The sequence below is a fragment of the Stenotrophomonas sp. Sm10 genome, from assembly GCF_030985515.1.
Lineage (GTDB): Bacteria > Pseudomonadota > Gammaproteobacteria > Xanthomonadales > Xanthomonadaceae > Stenotrophomonas > Stenotrophomonas hibiscicola.
Window position 1 is genome coordinate 41,137 of record NZ_JAPTFO010000010.1, and the last position, 24,158, is coordinate 65,294.

Consider the following 24,158-nt stretch of genomic DNA (forward strand, 5'->3'; position numbering starts at 1 on the left):
ATCCACGTTAAGGGAAGGTGAGTTCCCGATTCTAGCCCGAACCCGGCGCCCCGTTGGAAGCCCCCGCAGAACCCAGCGTGGCGGGCGCCGCTGGCGGCTTTCCCGCATAATTCCTTCCTGACTTCGTGGAAGCTGCCGTGGACGACCGCCAATTGCTGGCCAAACTCGCTGCCGGTCGCCTCTCCGGCGACGCCCTGGCCCGTGAGCTGGGCCAGACCCGGGCGGCCATTTGGAAGCGTATTCAAGGACTTAGAGCCGCCGGTGTGGACATCGAAGGCCGTGCAGGTGAGGGCTATGGCCTGACCCGCCCGGTCGACCTGCTGGACCCGGATGCGATCCGTGCCGGCCTGCCCGCCGAGGTGCTGCCGCTGCTGCACGACCTGCAGGTGGCCTGGACGGTGGACTCGACCAATGCCGAATTGCTGCGTTGCAGCGCGCCCCAGCGCGGGGTGAGCGTCCTGCTGGCCGAACGCCAGACCGGCGGCCGCGGCCGTCGCGGCCGTACGTGGGCGTCGCCGCTGGCCGCGCATGTGTACCTGTCGGTGCTGCGGCTGTTCTCCGGTGGCCTCGGCCGCCTGGCCGGGCTGAGCCTGGTGGCTGGCATCGCCGTGGCCGAAGCGCTGCACGACCTGGGCTATACCCAGGCGCAGCTGAAGTGGCCGAATGACCTGATCGTCGATGGCAAGCGCAAGCTGGTCGGCCTGCTGGCCGAGGGCGGTGGCGAATATGCCGGCCCGGCGCGCGCGGTGATCGGCATCGGCATCAACACGCACATGCCGCCATCCTTCGCCGAGCAGATCACCCAGCCGTGGGTGGACCTGGACACGCTGGCCGGCAAGCCGGTGGACCGCAACGTGGTGGTTGCTGCCGTGCTGGCGCGCCTGCTGCCGGCACTGGAAGAATTCGATCGCGAAGGCCTCGCTCCCTTTCTGCCGCGCTACGCCGCTTTCGACATGCTGGCCGGTCGCGAAGTACGGGTGGAACTGGAAGGGCAGTGGCAGCATGGCACCGCGCTCGGCCTGGCCGATGACGGCGCCTTGCGCGTGCGCATCGATGGCCGTGAGCGCCTGCTGCACGCCGGCGAAGTCAGCGTGAGGGCGGCATGAGCGATTGGTTGTTCGACCTCGGCAACTCGCGCTTCAAGTTCGCGCCGTTGCAGGGCGACCGTGCCGGTGACGTGCAGGCCTGGGCGCATGGCGCCGAAGGCATGGCCGGACAGCCGCCGCACAGCCTGCCCAGCGGCACCACCGCGTTCGTGGCCAGCGTGGCCGCACCGTCGCTGACCAGCGCGATGCTGGACCAGCTGCAGCGTCGCTTCGAACACGTGCACGTGGTGCGTACCAGCGCCGAATGCGCCGGCGTGCGTATTGCCTATGCCAAGCCCGAAAAATTCGGTGTGGACCGCTTTCTGGCCCTGCTGGCCGCGGCCAAGGCGCAGCGCCCGGTGCTGGTGGTCGGGGTGGGCACCGCACTGACGATTGATCTGCTCGACGCGGACGGCCAGCACCACGGTGGCCGCATTTCCGCATCGCCCACCACCATGCGCGAAGCACTGCATGCCCGTGCGGTGCAGCTGCCGGCTACCGGCGGTGACTACAGCGAATTCGCCAACGACACCGCCGACGCGCTCGCCTCCGGCTGCGATGGTGCGGCCGTGGCGCTGATCGAACGCAGCGCGCAGCAGGGGCACGCGCTGCTGGGCGTGGCGCCGTCGCTGCTGGTGCACGGGGGCGGCGCACCGGCGCTGATGCCGTTGCTGCCCGGCGCCGACTACCACCCCTCGCTGGTGCTGGATGGCCTCGCCCGCTGGGCGGTGCACCAGCCCGCAGGCTAGTATCCGCGCATGCTGACCCGTGCCCTGATCGTCGTACTGGCCATCCTCAATCTTGGCGTTGCCTGCTGGTGGCTGCTGCGCGACGAGCCGCAGAAGCCAGCGCCGCCACCTCAACCCACTGGCGTGGCCGAGCTGCGTTGGGTGCCTGGTGGCGTGGACGCGGACGCGACCGCCGAGGCCACTGCTGCCGCCCCGACCGCGCCGCTGATGGAGCGCGAACCGGCGGAGAAGACCGCTGTGGCGGCGACGCCTGCGCCGGCAGCCCCGCCCAGGACCGAGGTCGCCAAGCCGCAGGTGGCTGAGGCTACGCCGGTTGCTGACGCTGCCAAGCCGGGAACACCGCCTGCACCCGTTCCGGCACCGGAAAAGCCCGTAACCCCGCCCGCGGCCGCTGAGCCGCCGCGCTGCGTCGCGCTGGGCCCGTTCGCCGACCGCGCCGCCGCGAGCAGCGCGCAGGGCAAGGCCAGCACGCTGCTCAGCCAGACGCGCCTGCGCGAACAGCCCGCTGCCAGCGGCAGTGCCCGTTACCGGGTGCTGCTGCCGGCCGCCGCCAACCGCGAAGAAGCGCAGGCCACCGTGAAGCGCATCGTCGCCGCCGGCCTGAGCGACTACTACATCATCAGCCAGGGCGAGGAGGCCAACGCCGTGGCGCTGGGCCAGTACCGCAACCGCGAGGGCGCCGAGCGGCGCATGGCGGCGGTGCAGGCCGCCGGCTTCCAGCCGCGCCTGGTGGCCAGCGGCGACGCCGGCCAGTGGTGGCTGGAAGGGCAACTGGCGGCGGGCACGCAGCCGGCCCAGGCCCAGCAGCGCAGCGGGGCGGCACAGAGCCGGTCGCTGGATTGCACGCGGTTGCGCTAGAATCCCCGGACCGCGGCGCTGCCGCCGGTGCGCCACCACGCCGCTTTAGCTCAGTTGGTAGAGCAACTGTCTTGTAAACAGTAGGTCATCCGTTCGATTCGGATAAGCGGCACCACCAAACTCCAGTTGTGCAGCTCGACACGGGCGGCGCAGTAATCGGTCGAGCACTGCTCTCTGCTGCGTCTCTCCCCTTCTTTTCCTTCCTTGCTGTTATCTCATCTTGCACCTGACGAGGTGCGTCCCACCTGCCTGTGCGCGTGCTTCGTGGTCGATGCGCGTTTCTCGTAGTTGAAAATGTGTAGCCAGTAGGCTACATTTTTCCATGAAGATCCAGCGTACCCGTCAGTTCGCGACATGGATTGACGCTCTGAAGGACGTAACTGCACGCGCTCGCATCCTGGCCCGCATCGGTCGGCTCGCCGAAGGCCATCCGGGTGACCACCGCTATCTGGCGGACGGTGTTTCCGAACTGCGTATCGATGCAGGGCCGGGCTACCGCGTGTACTACACCCAGCGCGGCAGGCAGCTGGTGATTCTCCTGGTCGGCGGCGACAAAGGTTCGCAGCAGCGCGATATCGAGAAGGCCAGGGAGATTGCGCGTGCCCTGTAAGCATCGAACCGGCTGTAGTCGAAACGACTCAATACCGAAGCACTGGAGCTGTCCCACCATGGCTACCAAGAAAAAAGTCGAACTCAAAGCATTTGATGTGGCCGAACATCTTCGGACACCCGAAGAAATGGCCGCCTATCTCGATGCCTGCATCGAGGAAAGCGATGGCGATTCTGCCTTCATCGCCAAGGCGCTGGGCGACATCGCTCGCGCTCAGGGCATGAGCAAGGTTGCGCGTGCGGCGGGCCTGTCTAGGGAGAGTCTGTATCGCGCCCTGTCGGGTGAGCGAAGTCCCGATTTCGCGACCATCCTGAAGGTGACACGCGCGCTGGGTGTGCGCTTGCATGCCAGTGCAGCATAAGAACATGTGCCGACGTTGACGCGTCGGCACGTCGCTGGAGGTAAGCGCAAGGGAAGAACATGAAAAAATCGCCTCTCGGCGGTTTCTTCGTCCCAAACCGGTGAGTCAGCTCAATGCATGACGTGGGCAGATTCTTCGATCAACGCCGCTGACACTGCCAACGCAGCCTCAGTTGCGTACCTGCAACGCCACATACTCGGCCAGCCCCCGGCAGGCCAGCATCAGCCCTTCGCGCACGCCGTCGCCGATATCATCTTTCTCATCCCCATCCACGCGCACGCGCTCGTTGGCGTGGTACAGCTCCAGCAGTGACACCAGGCCCACGGCGGCGCGATCCCTGCGTGCGGCAGCCACGGCGTCGCCGGCTGTGCTTGCCGGCCCCTGCCACGGCTGCCCGTCGGCGGCATCTCCGGCCTGGATGCGGCGCAGGCAGACGGGCAGGTTGATGGGCGCGGGTGCATCGTTGGCGGCGGCAAAGGCGGCTTCCAGCGGCTGCGCCAGTTCCAGCGGCAGATGCAGGGCGGCGTCGCCCAACGTGGCGGTCAGATACGGGTAGAGCGTCTTAGACATACGGGCATCCTCGTCAGGCACAGAGGCGCCGCCACGATAGGGTGGCGGGCGATGCGTGGCTTCCAAGACCGGAGATCGATGAGCCGGCGGGCACAGGGCCCCCACGCACCGCCCGCCGTCGATCGGCGAACGGATTGCCAGCCGGCGCCGCTCTTGGGAGGACGACGCCGGCTGGCAAGCGTATACAGCTTCAATCAATCGGGCTTGGAAGACCCGGCCACCTCTGCAGGTGGCGATTCATCATGCGCACGCCAAACCCCCGCCTGCCAGTCGATTGTTTCGATGGCATCGGGTGATCTGAAAGGAAAAATGAATTATCGCGATTGGCCTGTTCGCGCCGCTGTGATGCAGAAAGCGACATATCGCGCAGTGCGATCATCCGCTGGAAATCTCGGGCGTCGGCGCTGTTGCAAGGCGTGGAACCGACTACCAAGTAAAGCTGGCTTAACAGCCCGGACAGAGCGTCACGGCCACCATAGCAAACACACCCCCCAAAACGCGCACCCGGATACTGATTCTCCTCACACCGCTCCCGGCTCCCCACCGCATACTTCGGGCACATACCATTCGGGACCTCCCCATGCGTCGCCACGCCCTGCCGCTCACCGTCGCACTGTTGTCCGCCGCGTTCGCAGCCCCGGCCATGGCCGCTGTGCCGTTCTTCAACGCCAGCTGCCCGGGCGGCATCGATGTTCACGCAGACGAGGGCGGGCCGGTCTATGTGCAGGGCCGCGAGGCCACGCTGAAACATTTCAACGACCGCTATTTCGAAGCCCGCGACGCCAACAGCGGCATCACCCTGTCGATCAGCCGCAGCGATGACGGTACGCCGCAGATCAGCTACACCGGCCGAGGCGGCACCAATGGCATCTGTCAGGTCAGTACCAGCGGCACGCCCGCGCCCGCTGAAAGCAGCGCCCGCCCTCGCGACGCTGCCGCCGGCGATGCCGCGCTGCCGCGCGAAGTCACCTGCGAGTCCACCGGCGAGCAGCAGGTGTCGTGCGATCTGAATACCCGCGGCAATGTGGAAATCGTGCGCCAGCTCAGCCGCACACGCTGCGAGGAAGGCAAGAACTGGGGCCTGTCGCGGCACTCGGTGTGGGTCAATGGCGGCTGCCGCGCGGTGTTCCGCAATGTGTCCTCGGTGACTACCCCCGCGCCGACAGGCGATACCGCGTTGGGCGCCTGCAACATGCGCAAGGGCGCGCAGGGCGCCCTGGTCACCCAGATGCCTGTGGGCAGCGATTACCAGGAACTGATCATCGATTACCCCGATGGCCGCTTCCTGTGCATGATGCGCAACAACGGCCAGGTGCAGAGCGTGACGCCGGTGCGCCGCGGCGGACGCTGAGCGCGCAGCGGGTTGGGACAGGCTTCAGCCGCAGGACCTATACAGCAACACCCACGCCAGCATCAGGGTGAACATACCAACGAAGGTCAGGCCGAACCACAGCGCGGCCACCTTCACGTTGCCGATCAACGCCGCCAGCATACGGTGCAGTTCGCTTTTCAGAATCGGGTATTCAGCGTGTGCCTTGCGCAGACGCTGCCAGCCCACCCCGAGGAATACCAGGGTCGAGAACGGCACCAGCAGCAGTGTCGCCTGCATCAGCCAGCCATTCGGCGACGCATCGATCGAGTTGCTCAAAAAAACCGCAAAAACGGCGACCGGCAGCGCCACGGTGAAAAAGCGTGGCCACGCGGTATTGATGAAGGGCGACATCGCAATCTTCCATGAAGGACGGTCGGGTCCGCGCGGCATCATGCCATGCCAATGCCCTGCTGCACCGCCGCGAGTGGTGTCACACAGCTCTGGCTAGACTGTGCTTCTTTTTCCCCCGCAAGGAGGCACCCATGGCCCATCCCATTTCCGTATCCCTGATCGGCGTTCCCACCGATGTCGGTGCGGGCCATCGCGGTGCACGGCTGGGGCCGGAAGCGCTGCGCGTGGCGGGCCTGCCGGAGGCGCTGGAAGCGCGCGGCGTGGACGTGCGCGACCTGGGCAACCTGGATGGCCCGCGCAACCCGTGGACCGCGCCGGTGCAGGGCTACCGCCATCTGGAGGAAGTGGTGGCGTGGAACCATGCACTGATGGAAGCCAGCTATGCCGAACTGCAGGCCGGCCGAATGCCGATCATGCTCGGCGGCGACCACTGCCTGGGAATCGGTTCGATCACTGCCGTGGCACGCTGGTGCCGCGAGCAGGGCAAGACCCTGCGCGTGCTGTGGCTGGATGCACATTCCGATTTCAATACCAGCGATGTCACCCCCTCGGGCAACATCCACGGCATGCCGGTGGCCTGCCTGTGCGGCCTCGGCCCGGAGGCGCTGACCCACCTCGGCGGCAGCGCACCGGCGATCACTCCCACCCAGGTGCACCAGATTGGCATCCGTTCGGTGGACCCGGAAGAGAAGCGCCTGATCAAGACCCACAACGTGGATGTCTATGACATGCGCTACATCGATGAGAACGGCATGAAGCGCGCGGTGGAAGCGGCGCTGGCGGGCATCGACGAGAACACCCACCTGCATGTCAGCTTCGATGTGGATTTCCTCGACCCGAGCATCGCGCCGGGCGTGGGCACCACCGTGCCGGGTGGGGTGAACTACCGCGAGGCGCAGCTGGTGATGGAGATGATCGCTGACACCGGGTGCATGGGGTCGCTGGACATCGTCGAGCTCAACCCCTTGCTGGACAAGCAGAATGCCACCGCCGAACTGGCCGTGGACCTGGTCGAGAGCCTGTTCGGCAAGTCCACCCTGATGCGCGACTAAGGCAACCGCCTGAACGGATCGCCGATCCGTTCACACCCGCTCCACGCCCCTGCCGCCAGATTGCACTTCACGCGGCGGCGGCGGGCATTGGCCTTCTCCCGCTGAGCGAAAGAATCCCATCCGCGAATGAAGCGGTGTAGCGGCAAACCCAAGGAGAAGCCCATGAAGCGCGTAGTTGCCCTGATGCTGTTGTCGATGTTCTCGGTGGCCCTGCTGGCCGGTTGCAATACCGTTGCCGGTGCCGGCAAGGACGTGCAGAAGGCCGGTGAGAAGGTTGAGGATGCCGCCAAGGGCAACTGAGCCCGGCGCGGAACGGAAGGAAGAAGGCCGGGGATCATCCCCGGCCTTTTTCTTGCACGCTGCCACACACGGCTGTGCAAGCGGAGTGAACCATTCAAGCAGGTGAGCACGCATTTCATTGCTGGTTGACCGGTACTCAACAGCGACTGCGCGAAGCTGGAACCACGGTAAGAACGCCGTTGCAACCAAGGACTCCCAGCAATGAACAAAGACATCATTTCCGGCAAGTGGTCGCAGCTGAAGGGCAAGGCCCAGGCCAAGTGGGGCGATCTGACCAACGACGATTTCGATGTGGCCGAAGGCAATGCCGAATACCTGGCCGGTCGCCTGCAGGAGCGTTATGGCTGGGCCAAGGACCGCGCCGAGAAGGAAGTCCGGGATTTCGAAGACAGCGTGCGCAAGGATTACCCGGATTACAAGTAAGCCCCCGGGTTTCCCCCACGACACAACGCCCGCGCCGAAAGGTTGCGGGCGTTGTGTTGTCTGCGGAGGATCAGCGTGCCGGCGGGTCCGGCACGTAGCGGTTGGGGAACGCCTGCGGTTCGCGCGGCAGGCGTGACGGCGAATCGACCAGGATGCCGCGCGCGCGCAGGTTGCGGGCGCTGTCGTAGCGCAGCTGCAACACCTGCGCCGGGCTGCGGCTGGCGCGCTCGAACTCGGTATCGCGCACCGAGGACTGCTCGCGCGCGCCGTGGCCGGTGCCCAGCGCCGGCGCCTGCGGCTTGCTGGCGTAGCCCTCGATGCGGCTGGCGCTGGCATCGGCGGCCGCTTCGGCCTGTGCAGCCGGGGCCGGCGGTGGCAGGCCCCGGCGCAGGATCGGCTCAGGGCGCCAGCGGCGCGCTTCCTCGAACACGGCCACGCCCACCACGCCGATGTTGTCGGGGCGGCCGGTGCGGCTGGCATAGCTGCCGCTGGGGCTGCTGAAGACGAACTGCGCCACTTCGTCCTGGCTCTTGCGCCAGCCGGTGATGTCGGCGCGCTGTCCGGGGTTGAGCACGTAACCGGTCTGCGAGGGATCGGCATCTTCGCCGGAGATGGCGTTGACGCCGTCCACCGACAGCACCACCAGCACCCGGCGGGGGCTGTCGTTGTACAGGCGCACGGCGTAGCGGTGACCGCGCTCACCGGCCACCCAGCGCTGGCCCTCGGCGGGGTAGCTGCGCAGTTCGGTGCCGCGGTCGCGGTCGACCAGGGCCATGCGCACGGGGCCGCCCTCGTAGACCGGCGGCGGCATCGGGGCCGGGCGGAAGCCGGCCAGAGGCAGGATAAGCAGCAGGGGCAGCAGGCGTTTCATCGGGCGTCTCCAGCGGGGTTGCGTGAATGAACGCGCCGCGGGCCCTGACGGGGTTGGTGGCGTGCAAGGTAAACTGGCCCCGTTCATCGAAGGTTACCCCACGCAGTCATGACCACCCGAGTCCTTACCGGCATCACTCCCTCCGGCACGCCCCACCTGGGCAACTACGTTGGCGCCATCCGCCCGGCCATCGCGGCCAGCCGCGCGCCGGGGATCGAGAGCTTCTTCTTCCTGGCCGACCTGCACAGCCTGATCAAGTCACAGGACCCGCAGCGCACCCAGCGCGCGACCCTGGAGATCGCGGCCAGCTGGCTGGCCTGCGGCCTGGACCCGGAACACGTGTGGTTCTACCGGCAGAGCGACATCCGCGAGACCACCGAGCTGATGTGGTTCCTCACCGCCATCGCCAGCAAGGGCATCCTCAATCGCGCGCACGCCTACAAGGCGGCGGTGGACAAGAACCGCGAGGAAGGCGTGGACGAGGACGCAGGCGTCAGCGCCGGCCTGTTCATGTATCCGGTGCTGATGGCCGCCGACATCCTGATCTTCAAGGCCAACCAGGTGCCGGTGGGCCGCGACCAGATCCAGCACATCGAGATGGCGCGCGACTTCGCCCAGCGCTTCAACCACGTGTACGGCAAGGAGTACTTCCCGCTGCCGGAGGTGGTAATCGACGAACAGGTGGCGACGCTGGCGGGCCTGGATGGCCGCAAGATGAGCAAGAGCTACCACAACACCATTCCGCTGTTCGTGCCGCGCGAGGAGCTGAAGAAGCTGGTGCTCTCGATCCTGACCGATTCGCGCGCACCGGGCGAGCCGAAGGACACCGAGGGCTCGGCACTGTTCCAGATGTACCAGGCGTTCGCCACCCCGGAACAGACCGCGGAATTCGCCAAGGCGTTCGCTGCGGGCATCAGCTGGGGCGATGCCAAGCAGCAGCTGTTCGAGCGCATCGACAGCGAACTGTCGCCGCTGCGCGAGCGCTACAACGCGCTGATGGCCGAGCCGGAGAAAATCGAAGCGCTGCTCAAGCGCCGTGGCCAGCAGCTGCGCGAGCAGTTGGCCGCACCGCTGCTGGAAGAACTGCGCCACGCCGTGGGCCTGCGCGACCTGTCCACGGCGGGCGACATCGCCAGCGAAGATGCCGGCGTGGCCCGCGTGGCGCCGCCGCAGTTCAAGCAGTACCGTGAGAAGGACGGCCGGTTCTACTTCAAGCTGACCGCCGGTGACGGCACGCTGCTGATCCAGAGCGAAGGCTTCGATTCGCCGCGTGATGCCGGGCAGTTGATTGCCGTGATCAAGCAGGCCGAGCAGGGCGACCAGCTGCAGAGCGAGCTGTTCAAGCTGGAAGCCGAGGTGGACGCCGTGCTGGCCGCCCTGGCCGTGCTGCGCGAAGGGACCTGATCGCCGGGCCTGCCTGCCCTCTGTAGAGCCGAGCCCATGCTCGGCTGGGCTGCAAAGCAGCCGAGCATGGGCTCGGCTCTACAGGGAAGCACTCCGCCGGCACGACCGTGGCACAGCGCCCGTGGCATGATGTCCGCGCGCCTCCGGCGCGATGACATGGAGTCTGCAATGGCCTGGTTGTCGCTGCTGCTGTTCCTGCCCTGGTTCCTGCTGCTGGGCAGCCTGTACTGGCTGTTCCCGCGCCAGCCGCGCACCGCGCGGCGGCGCCTGTTCGATGGCACCACCCTGTTGCTGGCCTTCGCGCTGAGCATCGCGTCGATGCTGTGGGGGTATCGCATCGGCATGGCACAGCTTGGTGCCGGCCCCATCTGGCCGCAGGTACTGGCGGTGCTTTACGCCTACGGCGCGTTCCTGGCGGTGCTGGTGCTGGCGCTGCTGGTGCGGCCGCGCTGGTTGGACCGGTAGTCCCGCCTTTGTAGAGTCGAGCCATGCTCGACTTCGCGTGCCGCTGTAGAGCCGAGCCTATGCTCGGCTGATGCCTGACAGAATGGCAGCCGAGCGTGGGCTCGGCTCTACAGAAGCGCCCCTCCGACCAAAGCCGCATCGAACCCGGGTTGCCTGCGCGCCTACCATGGGCTTCTGTTTCCGAGACTGCCAGGTGCGTGCCGATGACCGCCGACCCCAGCATCCATACCATCGATACCGGTTTCCAGCGCCCGGACTTTGACGCGGCTTACCTGATCGTTGAAAGCGGCCGCGCGGCCTTTGTCGATTGCGGTACCGGCCTGTCGGTGCCGGCGATGCTGCAGGCGCTGGCGGATGCCGGCCTGGGCGTGGACGCGGTGGACTGGTTGCTGCTCACGCACGTGCATCTGGACCACGCCGGCGGCGCCGGCCTGCTGATGCAGCAGCTGCCGAACGCGAAAGCGGTGCTGCACCCGCGCGGTGCGCCGCACATGATCGACCCGACCCGGCTGATCGCCGGTGCTACGGCGGTGTATGGCGCCGAGGAAATCGCTCGCAGCTATGGTCGTATCGAGGCCATTCCCGAACATCGTGTGGTGGTGGCCGAGGACGGCCACCGTATCGACCTGGCCGGCCGCGAGCTGGTATTGCTGCACACGCCGGGCCACGCACTGCACCACTACTGCGTATGGGATGCACGAAGCCGCAGCTGGTTCACCGGCGATACCTTCGGCATTTCCTACCGCGAGCTGGACAGCGCGCAGGGGGCCTTCATCTTCCCGACGTCGTCGCCGGTACAGTTCGACCCGGAAGCGATGAAGGCCTCGATCCGGCGCATGCTGGGCTACGGCCCGCAGGCGATGTACCTGACCCACTACGGCCGTGTGGAACAGGTGGAGAAACTGGCCAACGACCTGTTCGAACAGATCGATGCGATGGCCGCCATCGGCCGCCAGTGCGATGGCCGGCCGGACCGTCACCGCTGCCTGCTGGCTGCACTGCAGGCACTGTACCTGGAACGTGCACAGCTGCATGGCTGTGCGCTGGACGATGCGGCGGTGACTGCGGTGCTGGCGATGGACATCGAACTCAACGCGCAGGGCTTGGCCTGCTGGCTGGATCGCATCCGTCGGTAGCTCCACGCCATGCGTGGATGACGCAAGCTCACGCTGCACCGCGATGTCACGACCACGTTACACTCTGGTGACTTCCAAGCTAGCCGTGGTACTGCCGTGAATCCGATGCGCGTGTTGCTGCTGTCGTCCTGCCTGTTCGTCGGTGGCCTGGCCCATGCGGCCAATGACCTTCCCGGTGGCGGCATCGATCCGCAGGCACTGTCGCGGCACGTTCGCGTGCTGGCGTCGGATGAGTTCGAGGGCCGCGCACCGGCCACCGAGGGCGAAGAGCGCACGGTGCAGTACCTGATCGAGCAGTTCCGCAGCTACGGCCTGCAGCCGGGCGGCGTGGACGGCAGCTGGGTGCAGCCGGTGCCGCTGGTGCGCGCGCAGCTGGAGGGTGAGGCCAAGGCCAGCCTGTCGCTGAAGCAGGGCAAGCGTGCGCTGGCCAATGGCGTGGACGTGACCCTGCAGAGCCTGCAGCCGCGCAAGCGCGTGCAGATCAAGGATGCACCGTTGGTGTTCGTCGGCTACGGCATCGACGCACCGGAACGCCACTGGAACGACTACAAGGACGTGGACCTGCACGGCAAGATCGCCGTGGTGCTGATCAACGACGCCGATTTCGAAGCCGATGCGCCGGGCGCGTTCGACGGCAAGGCGGTGACCTACTACGGCCGCTGGACCTACAAGTTCGAGGAAGCCGCACGCCGTGGCGCCGAGGGCGTGCTGATCGTGCACGAGACCGCGCCGGCCGCCTATGGCTGGGCCACGGTGAAGAGCTCGGGTACCTCGCCGCTGTTCGACATCGAACGCAGCCAGGCCGAGGCGATGGCGCAGCACACGCCGCTGCGCGGCTGGATGCAGCGCGAGCTGGCCGAGGCGATCTTCGCCGACGCCGGCCTCGATTTCGATGCGGAGAAGCGCAAGGCGATGCGTGCCGACTTTCGCCCGGTGGCGCTGGACAACGCCAAGCTGAGCGTGGATTTCGCGCTCAAGCGCGAGCAGGTGGTGACCCGCAACGTGGTGGCCAAGCTGCCCGGTGGCGAGCATGGCGACGAGGCGGTGATTTTCTCCGCGCACTGGGATGCGTTCGGTATCGGCCAGCCCGACGCCAAGGGTGACCGCATCCGCCGTGGTGCGATCGACAATGCCACCGGCGTGGCCACGGTGCTGGAACTGGGCCGCGTGTTCGCCGCTGGCCCGCAGCCGCAGCGCACGCTGTACTTCGTGGCACTGACCGCCGAAGAGAAGGGCCTGCTGGGCGCCAGCTACTACGCCGCGCATCCGCTGGCGCCGCTGGACAAGACCGCTGCGGTGCTGAACATCGAGATGTTCAGCCCGGATGGCGCGACCCGCGACATCGCCTCGTGGGGCAAGGGCCGGGTGTCGCTGGAAGGCGACCTGGAACGCGTGGCCAAGGCCCGCGGCCGCAGCTACAGCCCGGATCCGAACCTGGAAGCCGGCTTCTTCTACCGCGCCGACCACTTCGCCTTTGCCCGCCTGGGCGTGCCAGCGATCACCATCGGCCCGGGCCTGGACAAGCTGGACGGTGGGGTTGAAGCCGGGCGCGCGCTGCGCGAGAAGTACTTCGCCGACTGCTACCACCAGGCCTGCGATGCCTGGACGCCGAGCTGGGACCCGAGCGGCCACGCTGCCGACACGCTGCTGGTCTACGACCTGGGCGCCGAGCTGGCCAACAGCCGCCGCTGGCCCACGTGGGAAAAGGAATCGGAGTTCCGCAGCGCGCGTGACAAGAGCGAAGCGGCCCGCCGCTGAGGATCGGAATCGGCGGGGTGTCATGTCATTCCGCGGCGGGTAGAGTCGACTGATAGTCGACTATCGCGCGCAGCGCGGGTTTTTCGGTGCCGACCGAGAGAGCAGTCGACTAACAGTCGACTCTACCGATTGCCGATTGCCGATCAGCGGCCGGCACTACCTGCGCCGGCGCAACAGCGCCCACGCGCCCCAGCCACCAGCCGCGAGCGCGGCCAGATAGCACGCCACCATCGTGCGCAGGCCGACCAGCGATCCGCCGTTGACGCCGCGATGCAGGCGCAGCTGCAGCGAGCTGTGGCCGCTGCCCAGGTCCACTGCCAGCTGCAGCGCCAGTGCGGCGCAGAACAGCAGCAGGGCGACCCCGAAACCGATGCGTGGCCATGCGGCCTGTGCGCTGGGGCGGCGCAGCAGCCAGGCCAGTGCCGTGGCTGCGGCCAGCGTCACCGCGATCCACATCAGTGGAGGAGCGGGAGACGCAGCGGCCACCGGCAGTGCACCGGTGGCCGCGATCAGGGCAACGCGCTTACTTGCGGGTGCCGTCGAGCCAGTTCGGGCCCTTGTTGGTAAGGAAGAACACATAGACCACCAACGATACCGCGATCGTGGCAGTCACGTAGAGGGCGAACCAGTCGACGTGGCCGGTCTTCAGCGCGCCCTGGTACAGCAGCGGGGCGGTGCCGCCGAACAGCGAGTTGGCCAGCGCGTAACCCAGGCCTACGCCCAGCGCACGCACGTGGGTGGGGAACAGCTCGGCCTTCACCACCGCGTTGATGGACGTGTAGCCGGTGAGGATGACGAAGCCCAGTGCCAGGGTCAGGAAGGCCAGGGTGGCGTCATGCTGGTGCGGCAGCTGGGTGATCAGGTACCAGCTGTACAGCACGCCGCCGGCGCCGAAGAACACCAGCAGGGTCTTGCGGCCGATGATGTCAGACAGCCAGCCGCCGACCGGCTGCAGCACCATCAGGAACGCCAGCACGCCCAGGTTGATCAGGGTGCCGGTCATCGGATCGTTGCCGGCGAAGGCGCTCTGGATCATCTTCGGGCCGTTCACCGAGTAGGTGTAGAAGGCCACGGTGCCACCGGCGGTGATCAGGAAGCACAGCAGCAGCGGCCGCCACTGGTGCACGAACAGTTCGTACATCGAACCGGATTTCTGTGCCTTGCCCTCGCGCGCGGCCTCGATGGACGACTCCGACAGCGACTCGTCCATGCCACGGCGCAGCCAGAACACCACCACCGCGGCGATGCCGCCGATGCCGAATGCGATGCGCCAGCCCCACTCGGAGATCTCCGGCTTGCCCCAGAAGGTCAGCATCAGCAGCAGGGTCAGCTGGGCCAGCACATGGCCGCCGACCAGGGTGACGTAGTGGAAGGAGGACAGGAAGCCGCGGCGGCCGGGAATGGCCGCCTCGGACATGTAGGTGGCGCTGGCGCCGTACTCGCCACCGGTGGCGAAGCCCTGCAGCAGGCGCGCGAACAGCAGGATCACGGCGGCCCAGATGCCGATGCTGGCGGCGGTGGGGGTGATGGCGATGAGGAACGAACACAGTGCCATCAGCGTGACCGAGACCGTCAGCGCCAGGCGACGGCCATGGCGGTCGGCGAAGCGGCCGAAGAACCAGGCACCAATCGGGCGCATCAGGAAGGTCGCGGCGAAGATCGCCCACACGTACAGGGTGGAGTTCTTGTCGTCCGGCGAGAAGAACTGCGATTCGAAGTACACGGCGAACACCGAGTACACGTAGACGTCGTACCACTCCACCAGGTTGCCGGCGGAGCCTTTGAGGGTGTTGGAGATCGAACGCCGCAGGGCGGCACGGTCGTTCGCGGGTACGGCAGGATGGGACGTGGTGCTCATCTGGGTGGGAATCCTCGATGCGGCGCGTCCGTGCGCAGGGAAAACGGCGCCCGGCCTTGGGGCGGCGCGGCCGGACAGCCCTCTTGGTACTGCATGGGCCGTCAACACGGGGTAGCAGACCAGAGCAGGGTGCATGGATGGATGACAGCGTGCCACCGTATGGGGTCCCGGACCATACTCAAAACGTCCTAGAATCCGCCTTCCCCCGGCTCCCTGGTGTGTCATGTCGGCTCCCCCCTCTTCGTCTGCGGCTGCCCCCCGGGGTGGCCTTGTTGCGCTGGCATTGCTGCTGGTCTACGTGGTCTGGGGCTCGACCTACCTGGGCATCGCCAAGGCCCTGCACGGCGGCGCGCTGCCGCTGACAATGGTGTCCGGCAGCCGGTTCATCATTGCCGGTGGCCTGATGTTCCTGGCCTTGCGCCTGTTCTGGAAGATGCCGAACCCGACCCTGCGGCAGTGGCGCAACCTGGGCATCATGGGCGTGACCATGCTGGTGCTGGGCAACGGCATGGTGGTGCTGGCCGAGCGCGAGGTGTCCTCGGGACTGGCAGCCACTGCGGTGGCCTCGGTGCCGCTGTGGATGGCGCTGTTCTCGGCGCTGCGCGGCCAGCACGCCAGCCGCGGTGAGTGGCTGGGCATCGCCATCGGCTTCCTCGGCGTGGTCTGGCTCAACGCAGGCAGCAGCCTGACCGCCTCGCCGACCGGGCTGGTGCTGCTGCTGATCGCGCCGGTCGGCTGGGCATTCGGCTCGGTGTGGGCACGCGGACTGGACCTGCCGGGCCCGTTCATGACCGCCGCCGGGCAGATGATCTGTGGCGGTGTGCTGCTGGTGCTGATCGGCCTGGCGGTCGGCGAGCGCCCGACCACGCTGCCCGATACCGGTGGCCTGCTGGCGATGGCCTACCTGTGCGTGTTCGGCTCCATCGTCGCGTTCACCGCCTACGTGTGGCTGCTGCAGAACGTGCGCCCGGCGCTGGCTGGCAGCTATGCATACGTCAATCCGGTCATTGCGGTGCTGCTGGGCGCGCTGCTCAACGGTGAGCGCTTCGGCTGGCGCGACCTGCTGGCGATGGCGGTGATTCTCCTGGGTGTGGTGGTACTGACAATGGCAAGGACGCGCAAGAAATGAGCATGGACGAGAAAGAACAGCGCCGTGGCCTGCTGGTCACGGCTTCCACCTTCGTCATCTGGGGTCTGGTGCCGGTGTACTGGCACCTGCTCAATGAGGTGCCATCGTTCCAGATCATCGCCCACCGCATCATCTGGAGCACCGTGCTGGTGCTGGGCTGGCTGCTGCTCAGCGCACGCCTGGGCTGGTGGCGGAAGATCGCTGCGCAGCCGCGCGCGCTGCCGATTCTGCTGGTCTCGAGCCTGACCATCGCCTTCAACTGGGGCCTGTACATCTGGGCGGTCAACGCCGGCCATGTGATCGAGACCAGCCTGGGCTATTTCATCAACCCGCTGGTGAACGTGCTGCTGGGCGTGCTGGTGCTGAAGGAGCGGCTGCGCCGCCTGCAATGGGTGGCGGTGGCGATGGCGGCAGTGGGCGTGGCCTGGCTGACCATCGATGCCGGCACACCACCATGGATCGCGCTGGGCCTGGCCTGTTCGTTCGGCCTGTACGGCCTGCTGCGCAAGCTGGTTTCGGTCGATCCGGTGGCGGGCCTTGGCGTGGAGAGCATGTACCTGTTCCTGCCGGCGCTGGGCTTCGCGATCTGGGCCGAAAATGGTCATGGTGGCGCGTTCTTCCACGGCTGGGGCTGGCGCAACGACCTGCTGCTGATCTTCGGCGGTGTGGTGACGGCGGTACCGTTGATTGGCTTTGCCTACGGCGTGAAGCGCATTCCGTTGTCACTGGTCGGCATCCTGCAGTACATCGCGCCGAGCCTGCAGCTGCTGCTGGGCGTGTTCTTCTTCCACGAAGCCTTCGACGCCGGCAAGGCGATTGGCTTTGCCGCGATCTGGGCCGGCCTGATCCTGTTCGTCGGCGACAACATCCGCACGATGCGCGCCAAGCGGTAGCACCGGGCCGGATCGACTGGCACGCATGAAAAAAAGAGCGGCGCCCCGGGGGGCGCCGCCCTGCTTCCATCCACCGCCAGGAGAGAGATGGCGGTGGCGGGAACGCGGGTGCAGGCTCAGAAGCGCTGCTGGTACTTCATGTACATGAAACGACCGATGTCGAAGCCGCCGTAGTAGACGAAGCTGCTGTTGGGCTGGCTGTACATGATCGGACCCTGGTGGTCGAACACGTTGTTCAGGCCCAGCGAGACGGTGCCGTCCCACGGCAGGGCGTAACGCACCTGCAGGTCGTGGAAGGTGTTCGAACCCACCTTGTTGGTCGGCGAGGCATCGGTGTAGGCCGAGCTGAAGCCCGGCATGTTGCACTCGTCCATGTAGGAGCACTTCTCCTTCATGCTGGAGTAGTAGCGTGCAGTCCAGCCGATGCCCAGGTTGCCGTACTGCCAGTCCAGGTTGAGGGTAGAGCGCACACGGAAGTTGCCACCCCAGCTGGTCAGCTGTTCCACCGGCGTGGTCGCGGCGTTGTCGTTGCGCTGCTCCAGATAGTCGGTGTAGGTAGTGTTCCAGGTAACTGCGAACTTGCCGAACGCGGTTTCCGGCAGGCGGTAGCGCGCGCTGATGTCATAGCCGGCGGTTTCGCGGTAGCCGGCGTTGACCAGCGAACGGTCCAGCGCGTTGACCTGACCGTTGCTGCCACGGGTGAAGCGGCCGCAGGCGGCGTCCGAGCCCTGCACGTAGCACTGTTCCAGGATGTTGGTGGCCGACTCGCCAACGATGGCGTTGTCGATGCGGATCTTCCACCAGTCCAGGCTGACGTCCAGGCCCTGCACGAAGTCGGGGCTGTAGACCAGGCCCACGGTCCAGGTCTTGGCGGTTTCAGGCTTCAGGTTCGGGTTGGAACCGGAGTTGAAATCGGTGGTGGCCTGCTGGCCCGGCTTGCTGGCCACGCTGCCGTCGCTGTTGAGCTGGCGGAAGTTGGCCGGCACCTTCAGGGCCTTGCAGCGTGCGGCGACGGCGGCGCTGGTGGCGGCAGTGCCGAACGAGGTATCGCACGGGTCGGTGAACGAGTCACGGCTGCTGACAGTGCCGCCGTACAGGTCGTCCACGGTCGGCGCACGGAAGCCGGTGCCGTAGGTGGCGCGCACCAGCAGGCTGTCGATCGGCTTCCACTTCACGCCGAACTTGCTGTTGGTGGTGGAACCGAAATTGTTGTAGTCCGAGTAGCGACCGGCAACGTCCAGCGAAAGCTCGCGGGCGAAGGCCATGTCGGCCAGCAGCGGCACCTGCATTTCCAGGTAGACCTCGTTGAGCGAGTAGTCACCCTGGGTCGGCTTGCCGCTGGTGCCGGCAATCTGGCCGTTCTGCACCATCAGGTCCGGGGTGTAGCGTGCTTCTTCGGTGCGGTGCTCGAAGCCCATCGCAGCCATGATGTCGCCGGCCGGCAGCGAGAACAGCGAACCGGAGATGTTGGCGCTGGCCACCTTGGTGGTGGTCTGGCTCTTGTCCACGTAGCGGGCGAACAGGTAGTCCTGCACGTCCTGGTTGCTCAGCGAGCCCGGGCCGGTGTAGCCCATCGGCGCGGCCGGGTTCCACGGCACGCAGCCGGCGATCACCGCATCGCGGGTACCGCAGTAGGCCACGCCGTTCTCGATGAAGGACGGGCCGACGGCCAGGTTGACGTTCGGCTGGTACATGCTGCCGGTGCCGACGCGCTCGCCTTCATTGCGGTTGTAGGTGTAGCTGACGTTCCAGTCCCAGTAGCGCGAGCCGGTTTCGAAGCTGCCTTCCAGGCCCAGGCTGCCGCGCTTGGTTTCCAGGGTGTTCTCGGTGCCGCGCAGCATCTCTTCGGTGCGATGCGAGAACAGCACGTCCTGGCCCCACAGGTTGAATGCGCTGTCCTTGGACAGGGCGGCGCGGCTGCCGTTGCGCGCCTGCGTGGCGGTGACCGAGTACGGGTAGCCAGCCAGGTGCTTGGTCGATTCGCGCTTGCTGTACATGGCATCGGCAACGATGCGCAGGTCATCGGTGATCGAGAAGCCGCCGTTGGCGAACACCGAGGTGCGCTCCAGGCCGGTCAGCAGGCTCATGTTGGTCTTGGTGTTGGCACCATCGGCCGGGTTCGGCGCGTGGAAGTTGCTGGCGCTGGTCGGGTCGCCGCCCGGACCGACGGTCAGCGGCTTGCCGCCGACGGTGACGCTGCCCCACGGCGTGGTGCCGTTGAGGCCATCGTTCGGATGGCGCGGACCGTTGACGTAGCGGCTGAACTCGCGCGCGCCGCCCATCACTTCGTCTTCCTTGGTGCGCTCGGCGCCAACGCTGAACCAACCGCGGTCGAAGGTCTTGCCGAAAGTGGCACTGTAGGAGCGCTTCTGCCCATCGCCTTCACCGTACTGGCCGACGTAGACGCTGGCTTCGCCACCATCGAAGTTCTTGCGGGTGATGATGTTGACCACACCGGCGATGGCATCGGAGCCGTACAACGCCGATGCGCCATCGGTCAGCACTTCAACGCGCTCCACGATGGCCGAGGGGATGGAGGCCAGGTCGGAGTAGCCGCCGGCGCTGACGCCCATGCGGCGGCCGTCGATCAGCACCAGGCTGCGCTCGGGGCCCAGGTTGCGCAGGCTGACATACATTCCGCCGAAATCGCGCGATGAGGTCAGCGACGACGCGCGGCTCATGCTTGGCGAGCCGGCAGCGGTCACATCCTGCAGGATGTCGGCGACGTTGACGTAGCCCTTCTTCTCGATCTCCGCGCGGTTGAGCGCGACCACCGGCTGAGCGGTTTCGACACTGGCCTGGCGGATGCGCGAGCCGGTGATTTCGATGCGGTCGAGGTTGGTGGTGTTGTCGCCCGCATCCTGTGCGAAGGCGGGGGTAGTGCAGCTGGCGGCCAGCGCGATGATGATCGCGTTGCGCAGCGGGGTGGTCTTCAGGGACATCCGTGAAATCTCGTGTTTCAGAAAAAACAAGCGTCCATTCTGTGGACGCGTGGGGTGCTGCAAACCAACGTGGGGGGCCGGATTCTAGAGTGTTTTCATTCGCAACTGTTTGTCGCGATGCTGCGGAATGTGCGTGAACATGAATCGCAACCAACAATCCACAGATGCGCTGTGCGCGGCGTCACGCGCGCTGCGTTTGCGATGGGCAGAGGCATCGATAGCGGCACGAAGCTGGCACGCTTGAGTAGTTGCGACAACGCGTCGCAGTACGCGCTTGTATGCAGGCGCGCAGCCGTTGTGATGCATCTGCCCGCATGAAATGCTCTTCGCCTCGTCATCGAAGGCAGGAGATGAAGGAATGATCCAGCTTGAAGAAGCACGCCGTCGCGTGGAGGCTGCACTTGCCAGCGACGATGAGCCGGTTGCCATCACGCATGAGCACGAAGTGGTCGAAGGCTGGCTGTTCTGCTTCCAGTCGCTGCGCTACCTGCAATCCGGCGAAATCTCGGATGCATTGGCCGGCAATGGGCCGATCTTCGTCGACCGGCACACAGGCGAGCAGCACGCGCTGGGCACGGCGTATCCGCCCGAGGAAGTCCTTCGCCAGCATCTGGCCGCGCGCGGCCCCGCCGTCTGATGCTGCGGCGGCGGATGTCTGAGTTCGGCAACCTGAAAGGGACGGAGCCTTCGCTCCGTCCCTGCAGGATGCGCGAAATGCCGCTGCGTGATGCTCAGGTTTCGCGCAGCGCCGTGGTGATCGGCAAACGTGCCGCGCGCAGCGCCGGGAACAGGCCGCCGACCAGGCCGATGCCCAGCGCCCATTTCAGTCCGGTCCACAGCAGTTCCGGCGATACATGGAACTTGAACACCACCGCGCTGAAGTTGCTGCCGATGGTGGACACGCTGTAGCCGTTGAACAGCAGCCACGCCACCGCACAGCCGAGCAGGCCACCCAGCAGCGCCAGCAGCATGGTTTCCAGCATCACCGCCGTCACCACCGGCAGGCCGCGGAAACCGATCGCGCGCATGGTGGCGATCTCGCGCGCACGGGTGGCCACTGCCGCATACATGGTGTTGAGTGCGCCGAACACTGCACCCACCGCCATGATCGTGCCGATCACCTTGCCGAGGATGTCGATCAGCTTGGTCAGCCCGCCGCCCTGCTTGCTGTAGTAGACACGGGTGGTTTCCACGTCAAGCTTCAGGCGTGGGTCGGCGGCGACTGCTGCCTTGAACTGCTCGAAGCCGGCCTTGCCCTCGGTACGCACGCTGATCGACTGCCAGGCGCTGCGCTGGTAGGTGGTGGCCAGTGTATCGGCGTCGGTCCACAGCTCCGAATCGTGCGCGTCGCCGGTGGCGAATACACCCACCACGGTCCAGGTCTGGTTGCCCAGGGTCAGCGTCCTGCCCACGTCCATGTCGCGGAACTGGCCCTTGGCACCCTGGCCGACCACGATCTCGCGCAGGCCGGTGGCGAACCTGCGGCCTTCGATGATCTTGACCTTGTCATGCACGGCCCAGGCCTGCGGACCGACGCCGCGGAACTGCGCGTTGACGTCGGTGCCATCGGACTTGGACACCAGGTTGACCACCTGCGACAGTTCCGGTGACAGCAACGGCCGGCCCTGCGCATCGCGGCTGATGCCGGGCAGGGTGGACAGCATCGGTACCTGCTCGCGGGTGATCACCGAGTTGGTCTCGGCCTGCGAGCCACCGCGCAGCACGATGGCGGTGGTGTCATCGCCGGTGTTGTTGAGCGTGGCCTGGAAGCCTTCGCCCATCGCCAGCATCGCCACCAGCACGCCGACCACGCCGGCAATGCCGACCACGATCACCGACGATGCGCGCCAGCGTTGCGGCAGGCTGGCCACGCCGATGCGGGTGGCGGCCAACGCCAGCCGTCCGCCGCGGGTCAGCAGCAGCCACAGCGCCACCAGCACGGCCACGGTCAGCACGCCGATCCACGGCAGGCTGATCCACAGCACCAGGCCGATCGCAAGCAGCAGCACGGTTATGCCGTTGCCCAGCCACTTCTTGAGCTTGTTCATCTGCAATCCTCCTCAGCGGCCGGCCAGTGCATCGACGATTTTCAGGCGCTTGGCACGCAGCGCGGGCAGCAGCCCCACGATGATGCCGATCACCACGATCAGGCCCAGCCCCATCAGCCAGGTTGGTGTCGGTACGTGCGGCGGCAGCATGCCCATGCTCTTCGGGCCGATCGCCGGCAGGATCAGGGCGGCCAGGCCCATGCCGATCAGGCCGCCCAGACCGATCAGCAGCACCGACTCCACCATCACCAGGGTCAGCACGGTGCCGTCCTTGAAGCCGAGTGTCTTCAGCGTGGCCAGCTCCGGCACGCGCTCACGCACCGCCTGCGCCATGGTGTTGCCGGTCAACAGCAGCAGGGTGAAGAACACCGCACCCATGATCGAGGTGACGATCATGCCGATATCCGCGAACTGCTTGACGAAGGCCTGCTGGAACGCCGATTCGGTCTGGGTCTTGGTCTCGTGGTCGGAGTTGGCCGAGATCGCGTCGATCGCCTGCGCCACCCGCGAAGAGTGGTCCGGGTTGTCCAGCGTCACCGTGTACCAGCTCACCTGGTTCTTGATGTAGTCGTTGGATTCATCGAAGTACTTCCAGTTCATCATCAGCTGGCGTTCTTCGTTGGCGGCCAGCGCACGGTCCTTGGAACGGTAGATGCCCTTGAGCACCAGCGGCCAGTCGTTGCTGCCGCCACGCGGGAAGATCGTGGCCTGCAGCGGGATGGTGTCGCCGATCTTCCAGCCGAACTGCTTGGCCAGGGTTTCGCCGACGATGGCGCCGGTACGGGTCTGCTTCCAGTCTTCCAGCTGTGCCGGGTCGATCTGCAGCTCGCGGTAGACATCGAAGTAGTTGGGGGACACCGAGAAGTTCGGGAAGAAGTTCTTCGGGTCCTGGTAGATGCCGCCGAACCACATGCCGTAGGCCACGTCGCGCACGCCGGCCACCTGGCGGACCTGGGTTTCCAGGCGGATCGGCAGCGACTGGGTGATCGACAGCCGCGAGGCCACGATCAGCCGGTTGGCACCTTCCACGCTGCCACCCGACGAGAACGCCACGCGCACCGAATCGAGCATGCCGAACAGCAGGAACGCGGCCACCACGGAGAGCAGGGTCAGCAACGTGCGGGTACGGCTGCGGAACAGCTGCGCCCACACCAACGAGAAGTATTTCATCGCCGTGGCCTCCGTCAGTGGGCCAGCGGCGCGTCGGCCAGCTCGCCCTTGTCCAGGTGCACCGTGTGCGTGGCGTACTCGGCGGCCTTCGGGTCATGGGTGACCATGATGATGGTCTTGCCGTGTTCGCGGTTGAGCTGCTGCAGCAGGCCGAGGATCTCCTCGGCCGACTGGCGGTCGAGGTCGCCGGTGGGTTCGTCGCAGATCAGGAAGGTCGGGTCGGAGACGATCGCCCGCGCGATCGCCACGCGCTGCTGCTGGCCGCCGGACAGTTCATTGGGGCGATGGCTGCGGCGGTCAGCCAGGCCGACCAGGGTCAGCGCGATCTCGGCATTGCGGCGGCGCTGCGCGGCATTGAGATGGGTCAGCAGCAGCGGCAGCTCCACGTTCTTCTGCGCGGTCAGCATCGGCATCAGGTTGTAGAACTGGAACACGAAGCCGACGTGGTGGCTGCGCCAGGTCGACAGCTGGCCGCCGCTCATCTGGTCGATGCGCTCGCCTTCGATGCTGATCTCGCCGCCGCTGGGGTTGTCCAGGCCGCCGATCAGGTTGAGCAGGGTGGTCTTGCCCGAGCCGGACGGGCCCATCAGTGCGACGAAATCGCCGCGGGCGATGTCCAGGTCGATGCCGTGCAGCACCTGCACTTTCTCGGGGCCACGCTGGTAGGTCTTGGTGATGTTGCGCAGTGAAACCAGGGTCGACATGGGTGGTTCTCCACGGAAGGCGGGAAACGGGGAAGCGCACCTGCGGTGA

At 66.5% G+C, this 24,158-nt stretch carries 25 protein-coding genes and 1 tRNA gene; 17 read left to right on the forward strand and 9 right to left on the reverse strand.

All coding sequences use genetic code 11. The features are described 5' to 3' along the window. The first annotated feature begins 137 nt into the window (after positions 1 to 137). The 6 genes from birA (at position 138) to O0J15_RS04685 (ending at position 3,663) form a co-directional block, all read left to right on the forward strand. On the forward strand, positions 138 to 1,106 hold the full coding sequence (birA, locus tag O0J15_RS04660) for a bifunctional biotin--[acetyl-CoA-carboxylase] ligase/biotin operon repressor BirA (RefSeq protein WP_019661841.1): 969 nt from the start codon (positions 138 to 140) through the stop codon (positions 1,104 to 1,106). Beyond that, positions 1,103 to 1,834, forward strand: a complete 732-nt coding sequence (locus O0J15_RS04665) for a type III pantothenate kinase (protein ID WP_019661840.1) — start codon at positions 1,103 to 1,105, stop codon at positions 1,832 to 1,834. Before birA ends, O0J15_RS04665 begins: the two co-directional genes overlap by 4 nt. Before the next feature lie 9 nt (positions 1,835 to 1,843). Then, positions 1,844 to 2,692, forward strand: coding sequence for an SPOR domain-containing protein (locus tag O0J15_RS04670; protein ID WP_308305169.1), 849 nt, complete (start codon positions 1,844 to 1,846; stop codon positions 2,690 to 2,692). 39 nt (positions 2,693 to 2,731) lie between these two features. Continuing rightward, positions 2,732 to 2,807, forward strand: a tRNA-Thr gene (locus O0J15_RS04675). A 207-nt stretch (positions 2,808 to 3,014) separates the two neighbouring features. Next, positions 3,015 to 3,302: a type II toxin-antitoxin system RelE/ParE family toxin gene (locus O0J15_RS04680; protein ID WP_010486984.1), complete on the forward strand. Its 288-nt coding sequence runs from the start codon at positions 3,015 to 3,017 to the stop codon at positions 3,300 to 3,302. Between the two features lie 58 nt (positions 3,303 to 3,360). Further along, on the forward strand, positions 3,361 to 3,663 hold the full coding sequence (locus tag O0J15_RS04685; protein ID WP_058979789.1) for an addiction module antidote protein: 303 nt from the start codon (positions 3,361 to 3,363) through the stop codon (positions 3,661 to 3,663). 168 nt (positions 3,664 to 3,831) lie between these two features. Here the strand turns inward: O0J15_RS04685 and O0J15_RS04690 are convergent, their stop codons facing one another. Next, a complete protein-coding gene (locus O0J15_RS04690) occupies positions 3,832 to 4,233 on the reverse strand; it encodes a hypothetical protein (protein ID WP_155028816.1) in 402 nt (133 codons plus the stop codon). A 580-nt stretch (positions 4,234 to 4,813) separates the two neighbouring features. On the opposite strand from O0J15_RS04690, the gene O0J15_RS04695 reads away from it, so the two are divergent. Further along, complete coding sequence (locus tag O0J15_RS04695) at positions 4,814 to 5,584, forward strand: DUF3011 domain-containing protein (protein ID WP_308305170.1); 771 nt, start codon at positions 4,814 to 4,816, stop codon at positions 5,582 to 5,584. Between the two features lie 24 nt (positions 5,585 to 5,608). Here the strand turns inward: O0J15_RS04695 and O0J15_RS04700 are convergent, their stop codons facing one another. Then, positions 5,609 to 5,956: a hypothetical protein gene (locus O0J15_RS04700; protein ID WP_308305171.1), complete on the reverse strand. Its 348-nt coding sequence runs from the start codon at positions 5,954 to 5,956 to the stop codon at positions 5,609 to 5,611. Positions 5,957 to 6,087: 131 nt separating this feature from the next. Between O0J15_RS04700 and rocF the strand changes: the two genes are divergently transcribed. The 3 genes from rocF to O0J15_RS04715 all read left to right on the forward strand — a co-directional run bounded on the left by rocF (position 6,088) and on the right by O0J15_RS04715 (position 7,731). Beyond that, positions 6,088 to 7,008, forward strand: coding sequence for an arginase (gene rocF / locus O0J15_RS04705; RefSeq protein ID WP_308305172.1), 921 nt, complete (start codon positions 6,088 to 6,090; stop codon positions 7,006 to 7,008). Between the two features lie 162 nt (positions 7,009 to 7,170). Then, entirely contained in the window at positions 7,171 to 7,308 is a 138-nt protein-coding gene (locus O0J15_RS04710) for an entericidin A/B family lipoprotein (RefSeq protein ID WP_019661832.1), read from the forward strand. Between the two features lie 201 nt (positions 7,309 to 7,509). Then, on the forward strand, positions 7,510 to 7,731 hold the full coding sequence (locus O0J15_RS04715; protein WP_019661831.1) for a CsbD family protein: 222 nt from the start codon (positions 7,510 to 7,512) through the stop codon (positions 7,729 to 7,731). Positions 7,732 to 7,801: 70 nt separating this feature from the next. On the opposite strand, the gene O0J15_RS04720 is transcribed toward O0J15_RS04715, so the two are convergent. Then, on the reverse strand, positions 7,802 to 8,602 hold the full coding sequence (locus O0J15_RS04720) for a hypothetical protein (RefSeq protein WP_019661830.1): 801 nt from the start codon (positions 8,600 to 8,602) through the stop codon (positions 7,802 to 7,804). Positions 8,603 to 8,710: 108 nt separating this feature from the next. Here O0J15_RS04720 and O0J15_RS04725 point away from each other — a divergent pair, with 108 nt between their 5' ends. The 4 genes from O0J15_RS04725 to O0J15_RS04740 all read left to right on the forward strand — a co-directional run bounded on the left by O0J15_RS04725 (position 8,711) and on the right by O0J15_RS04740 (position 13,365). Continuing rightward, positions 8,711 to 10,006, forward strand: a complete 1,296-nt coding sequence (locus O0J15_RS04725) for a tryptophan--tRNA ligase (protein WP_308305173.1) — start codon at positions 8,711 to 8,713, stop codon at positions 10,004 to 10,006. 168 nt (positions 10,007 to 10,174) lie between these two features. Further along, positions 10,175 to 10,471 carry a hypothetical protein gene (locus O0J15_RS04730; RefSeq protein ID WP_019661828.1) on the forward strand — a complete coding sequence of 99 codons (297 nt, stop codon included), beginning with the start codon at positions 10,175 to 10,177 and terminating at the stop codon, positions 10,469 to 10,471. Positions 10,472 to 10,674: 203 nt separating this feature from the next. Further along, positions 10,675 to 11,607 carry an MBL fold metallo-hydrolase gene (locus O0J15_RS04735; protein WP_019661827.1) on the forward strand — a complete coding sequence of 311 codons (933 nt, stop codon included), beginning with the start codon at positions 10,675 to 10,677 and terminating at the stop codon, positions 11,605 to 11,607. 105 nt (positions 11,608 to 11,712) lie between these two features. Beyond that, positions 11,713 to 13,365, forward strand: coding sequence for a M28 family metallopeptidase (locus O0J15_RS04740; protein WP_308305183.1), 1,653 nt, complete (start codon positions 11,713 to 11,715; stop codon positions 13,363 to 13,365). Positions 13,366 to 13,521: 156 nt separating this feature from the next. On the opposite strand, the gene O0J15_RS04745 is transcribed toward O0J15_RS04740, so the two are convergent. Together O0J15_RS04745 and O0J15_RS04750 are read right to left on the reverse strand one after the other, a co-directional pair. Continuing rightward, positions 13,522 to 13,821 carry a hypothetical protein gene (locus O0J15_RS04745; protein ID WP_134735277.1) on the reverse strand — a complete coding sequence of 100 codons (300 nt, stop codon included), beginning with the start codon at positions 13,819 to 13,821 and terminating at the stop codon, positions 13,522 to 13,524. A 67-nt stretch (positions 13,822 to 13,888) separates the two neighbouring features. Next, on the reverse strand, positions 13,889 to 15,223 hold the full coding sequence (locus tag O0J15_RS04750) for an MFS transporter (protein WP_171953278.1): 1,335 nt from the start codon (positions 15,221 to 15,223) through the stop codon (positions 13,889 to 13,891). Between the two features lie 223 nt (positions 15,224 to 15,446). Here O0J15_RS04750 and yedA point away from each other — a divergent pair, with 223 nt between their 5' ends. Together yedA and rarD are read left to right on the forward strand one after the other, a co-directional pair. Next, positions 15,447 to 16,352, forward strand: a complete 906-nt coding sequence (gene yedA / locus O0J15_RS04755) for a drug/metabolite exporter YedA (RefSeq protein WP_019661823.1) — start codon at positions 15,447 to 15,449, stop codon at positions 16,350 to 16,352. Beyond that, positions 16,349 to 17,245, forward strand: a complete 897-nt coding sequence (gene rarD / locus O0J15_RS04760) for an EamA family transporter RarD (RefSeq protein WP_019661822.1) — start codon at positions 16,349 to 16,351, stop codon at positions 17,243 to 17,245. The genes yedA and rarD overlap by 4 nt, the downstream gene beginning before the upstream one ends. A gap of 116 nt (positions 17,246 to 17,361) precedes the next feature. Here the strand turns inward: rarD and O0J15_RS04765 are convergent, their stop codons facing one another. After that, positions 17,362 to 20,187, reverse strand: a complete 2,826-nt coding sequence (locus tag O0J15_RS04765) for a TonB-dependent receptor (RefSeq protein ID WP_308305174.1) — start codon at positions 20,185 to 20,187, stop codon at positions 17,362 to 17,364. Between the two features lie 358 nt (positions 20,188 to 20,545). Here O0J15_RS04765 and O0J15_RS04770 point away from each other — a divergent pair, with 358 nt between their 5' ends. After that, positions 20,546 to 20,824, forward strand: coding sequence for a YrhB domain-containing protein (locus O0J15_RS04770; RefSeq protein WP_019661820.1), 279 nt, complete (start codon positions 20,546 to 20,548; stop codon positions 20,822 to 20,824). 94 nt (positions 20,825 to 20,918) lie between these two features. Here the strand turns inward: O0J15_RS04770 and O0J15_RS04775 are convergent, their stop codons facing one another. The 3 genes from O0J15_RS04775 to O0J15_RS04785 are packed head-to-tail and all read right to left on the reverse strand — an operon-like array spanning position 20,919 to position 24,109. Then, positions 20,919 to 22,235: an ABC transporter permease gene (locus O0J15_RS04775; RefSeq protein WP_308305175.1), complete on the reverse strand. Its 1,317-nt coding sequence runs from the start codon at positions 22,233 to 22,235 to the stop codon at positions 20,919 to 20,921. Between the two features lie 12 nt (positions 22,236 to 22,247). After that, positions 22,248 to 23,405 (reverse strand): ABC transporter permease, encoded by a 1,158-nt coding sequence (locus O0J15_RS04780; protein ID WP_021203846.1) that lies wholly within the window; start codon positions 23,403 to 23,405, stop codon positions 22,248 to 22,250. Between the two features lie 14 nt (positions 23,406 to 23,419). Next, positions 23,420 to 24,109 (reverse strand): ABC transporter ATP-binding protein, encoded by a 690-nt coding sequence (locus O0J15_RS04785; RefSeq protein WP_019661817.1) that lies wholly within the window; start codon positions 24,107 to 24,109, stop codon positions 23,420 to 23,422. Positions 24,110 to 24,158 lie beyond the last annotated feature (49 nt).

What these genes read in the sequence shown, in the direction of transcription:
- O0J15_RS04665 (WP_019661840.1), top strand. Translation starts at nt 1,103, where the DNA reads ATGAGCGATTGGTTGTTCGACCTCGGCAACTCGCGCTTCAAGTTCGCG.
- O0J15_RS04670 (WP_308305169.1), top strand. Translation starts at nt 1,844, where the DNA reads ATGCTGACCCGTGCCCTGATCGTCGTACTGGCCATCCTCAATCTTGGC.
- O0J15_RS04680 (WP_010486984.1), top strand. Translation starts at nt 3,015, where the DNA reads ATGAAGATCCAGCGTACCCGTCAGTTCGCGACATGGATTGACGCTCTG.
- O0J15_RS04685 (WP_058979789.1), top strand. Translation starts at nt 3,361, where the DNA reads ATGGCTACCAAGAAAAAAGTCGAACTCAAAGCATTTGATGTGGCCGAA.
- O0J15_RS04690 (WP_155028816.1), bottom strand. Translation starts at nt 4,233, where the DNA reads ATGTCTAAGACGCTCTACCCGTATCTGACCGCCACGTTGGGCGACGCC.
- O0J15_RS04695 (WP_308305170.1), top strand. Translation starts at nt 4,814, where the DNA reads ATGCGTCGCCACGCCCTGCCGCTCACCGTCGCACTGTTGTCCGCCGCG.
- O0J15_RS04700 (WP_308305171.1), bottom strand. Translation starts at nt 5,956, where the DNA reads ATGTCGCCCTTCATCAATACCGCGTGGCCACGCTTTTTCACCGTGGCG.
- rocF (WP_308305172.1), top strand. Translation starts at nt 6,088, where the DNA reads ATGGCCCATCCCATTTCCGTATCCCTGATCGGCGTTCCCACCGATGTC.
- O0J15_RS04710 (WP_019661832.1), top strand. Translation starts at nt 7,171, where the DNA reads ATGAAGCGCGTAGTTGCCCTGATGCTGTTGTCGATGTTCTCGGTGGCC.
- O0J15_RS04715 (WP_019661831.1), top strand. Translation starts at nt 7,510, where the DNA reads ATGAACAAAGACATCATTTCCGGCAAGTGGTCGCAGCTGAAGGGCAAG.
- O0J15_RS04720 (WP_019661830.1), bottom strand. Translation starts at nt 8,602, where the DNA reads ATGAAACGCCTGCTGCCCCTGCTGCTTATCCTGCCTCTGGCCGGCTTC.
- O0J15_RS04725 (WP_308305173.1), top strand. Translation starts at nt 8,711, where the DNA reads ATGACCACCCGAGTCCTTACCGGCATCACTCCCTCCGGCACGCCCCAC.
- O0J15_RS04730 (WP_019661828.1), top strand. Translation starts at nt 10,175, where the DNA reads ATGGCCTGGTTGTCGCTGCTGCTGTTCCTGCCCTGGTTCCTGCTGCTG.
- O0J15_RS04735 (WP_019661827.1), top strand. Translation starts at nt 10,675, where the DNA reads ATGACCGCCGACCCCAGCATCCATACCATCGATACCGGTTTCCAGCGC.
- O0J15_RS04740 (WP_308305183.1), top strand. Translation starts at nt 11,713, where the DNA reads ATGCGCGTGTTGCTGCTGTCGTCCTGCCTGTTCGTCGGTGGCCTGGCC.
- O0J15_RS04745 (WP_134735277.1), bottom strand. Translation starts at nt 13,821, where the DNA reads ATGTGGATCGCGGTGACGCTGGCCGCAGCCACGGCACTGGCCTGGCTG.
- O0J15_RS04750 (WP_171953278.1), bottom strand. Translation starts at nt 15,223, where the DNA reads ATGAGCACCACGTCCCATCCTGCCGTACCCGCGAACGACCGTGCCGCC.
- yedA (WP_019661823.1), top strand. Translation starts at nt 15,447, where the DNA reads ATGTCGGCTCCCCCCTCTTCGTCTGCGGCTGCCCCCCGGGGTGGCCTT.
- rarD (WP_019661822.1), top strand. Translation starts at nt 16,349, where the DNA reads ATGAGCATGGACGAGAAAGAACAGCGCCGTGGCCTGCTGGTCACGGCT.
- O0J15_RS04765 (WP_308305174.1), bottom strand. Translation starts at nt 20,187, where the DNA reads ATGTCCCTGAAGACCACCCCGCTGCGCAACGCGATCATCATCGCGCTG.
- O0J15_RS04770 (WP_019661820.1), top strand. Translation starts at nt 20,546, where the DNA reads ATGATCCAGCTTGAAGAAGCACGCCGTCGCGTGGAGGCTGCACTTGCC.
- O0J15_RS04775 (WP_308305175.1), bottom strand. Translation starts at nt 22,235, where the DNA reads ATGAACAAGCTCAAGAAGTGGCTGGGCAACGGCATAACCGTGCTGCTG.
- O0J15_RS04780 (WP_021203846.1), bottom strand. Translation starts at nt 23,405, where the DNA reads ATGAAATACTTCTCGTTGGTGTGGGCGCAGCTGTTCCGCAGCCGTACC.
- O0J15_RS04785 (WP_019661817.1), bottom strand. Translation starts at nt 24,109, where the DNA reads ATGTCGACCCTGGTTTCACTGCGCAACATCACCAAGACCTACCAGCGT.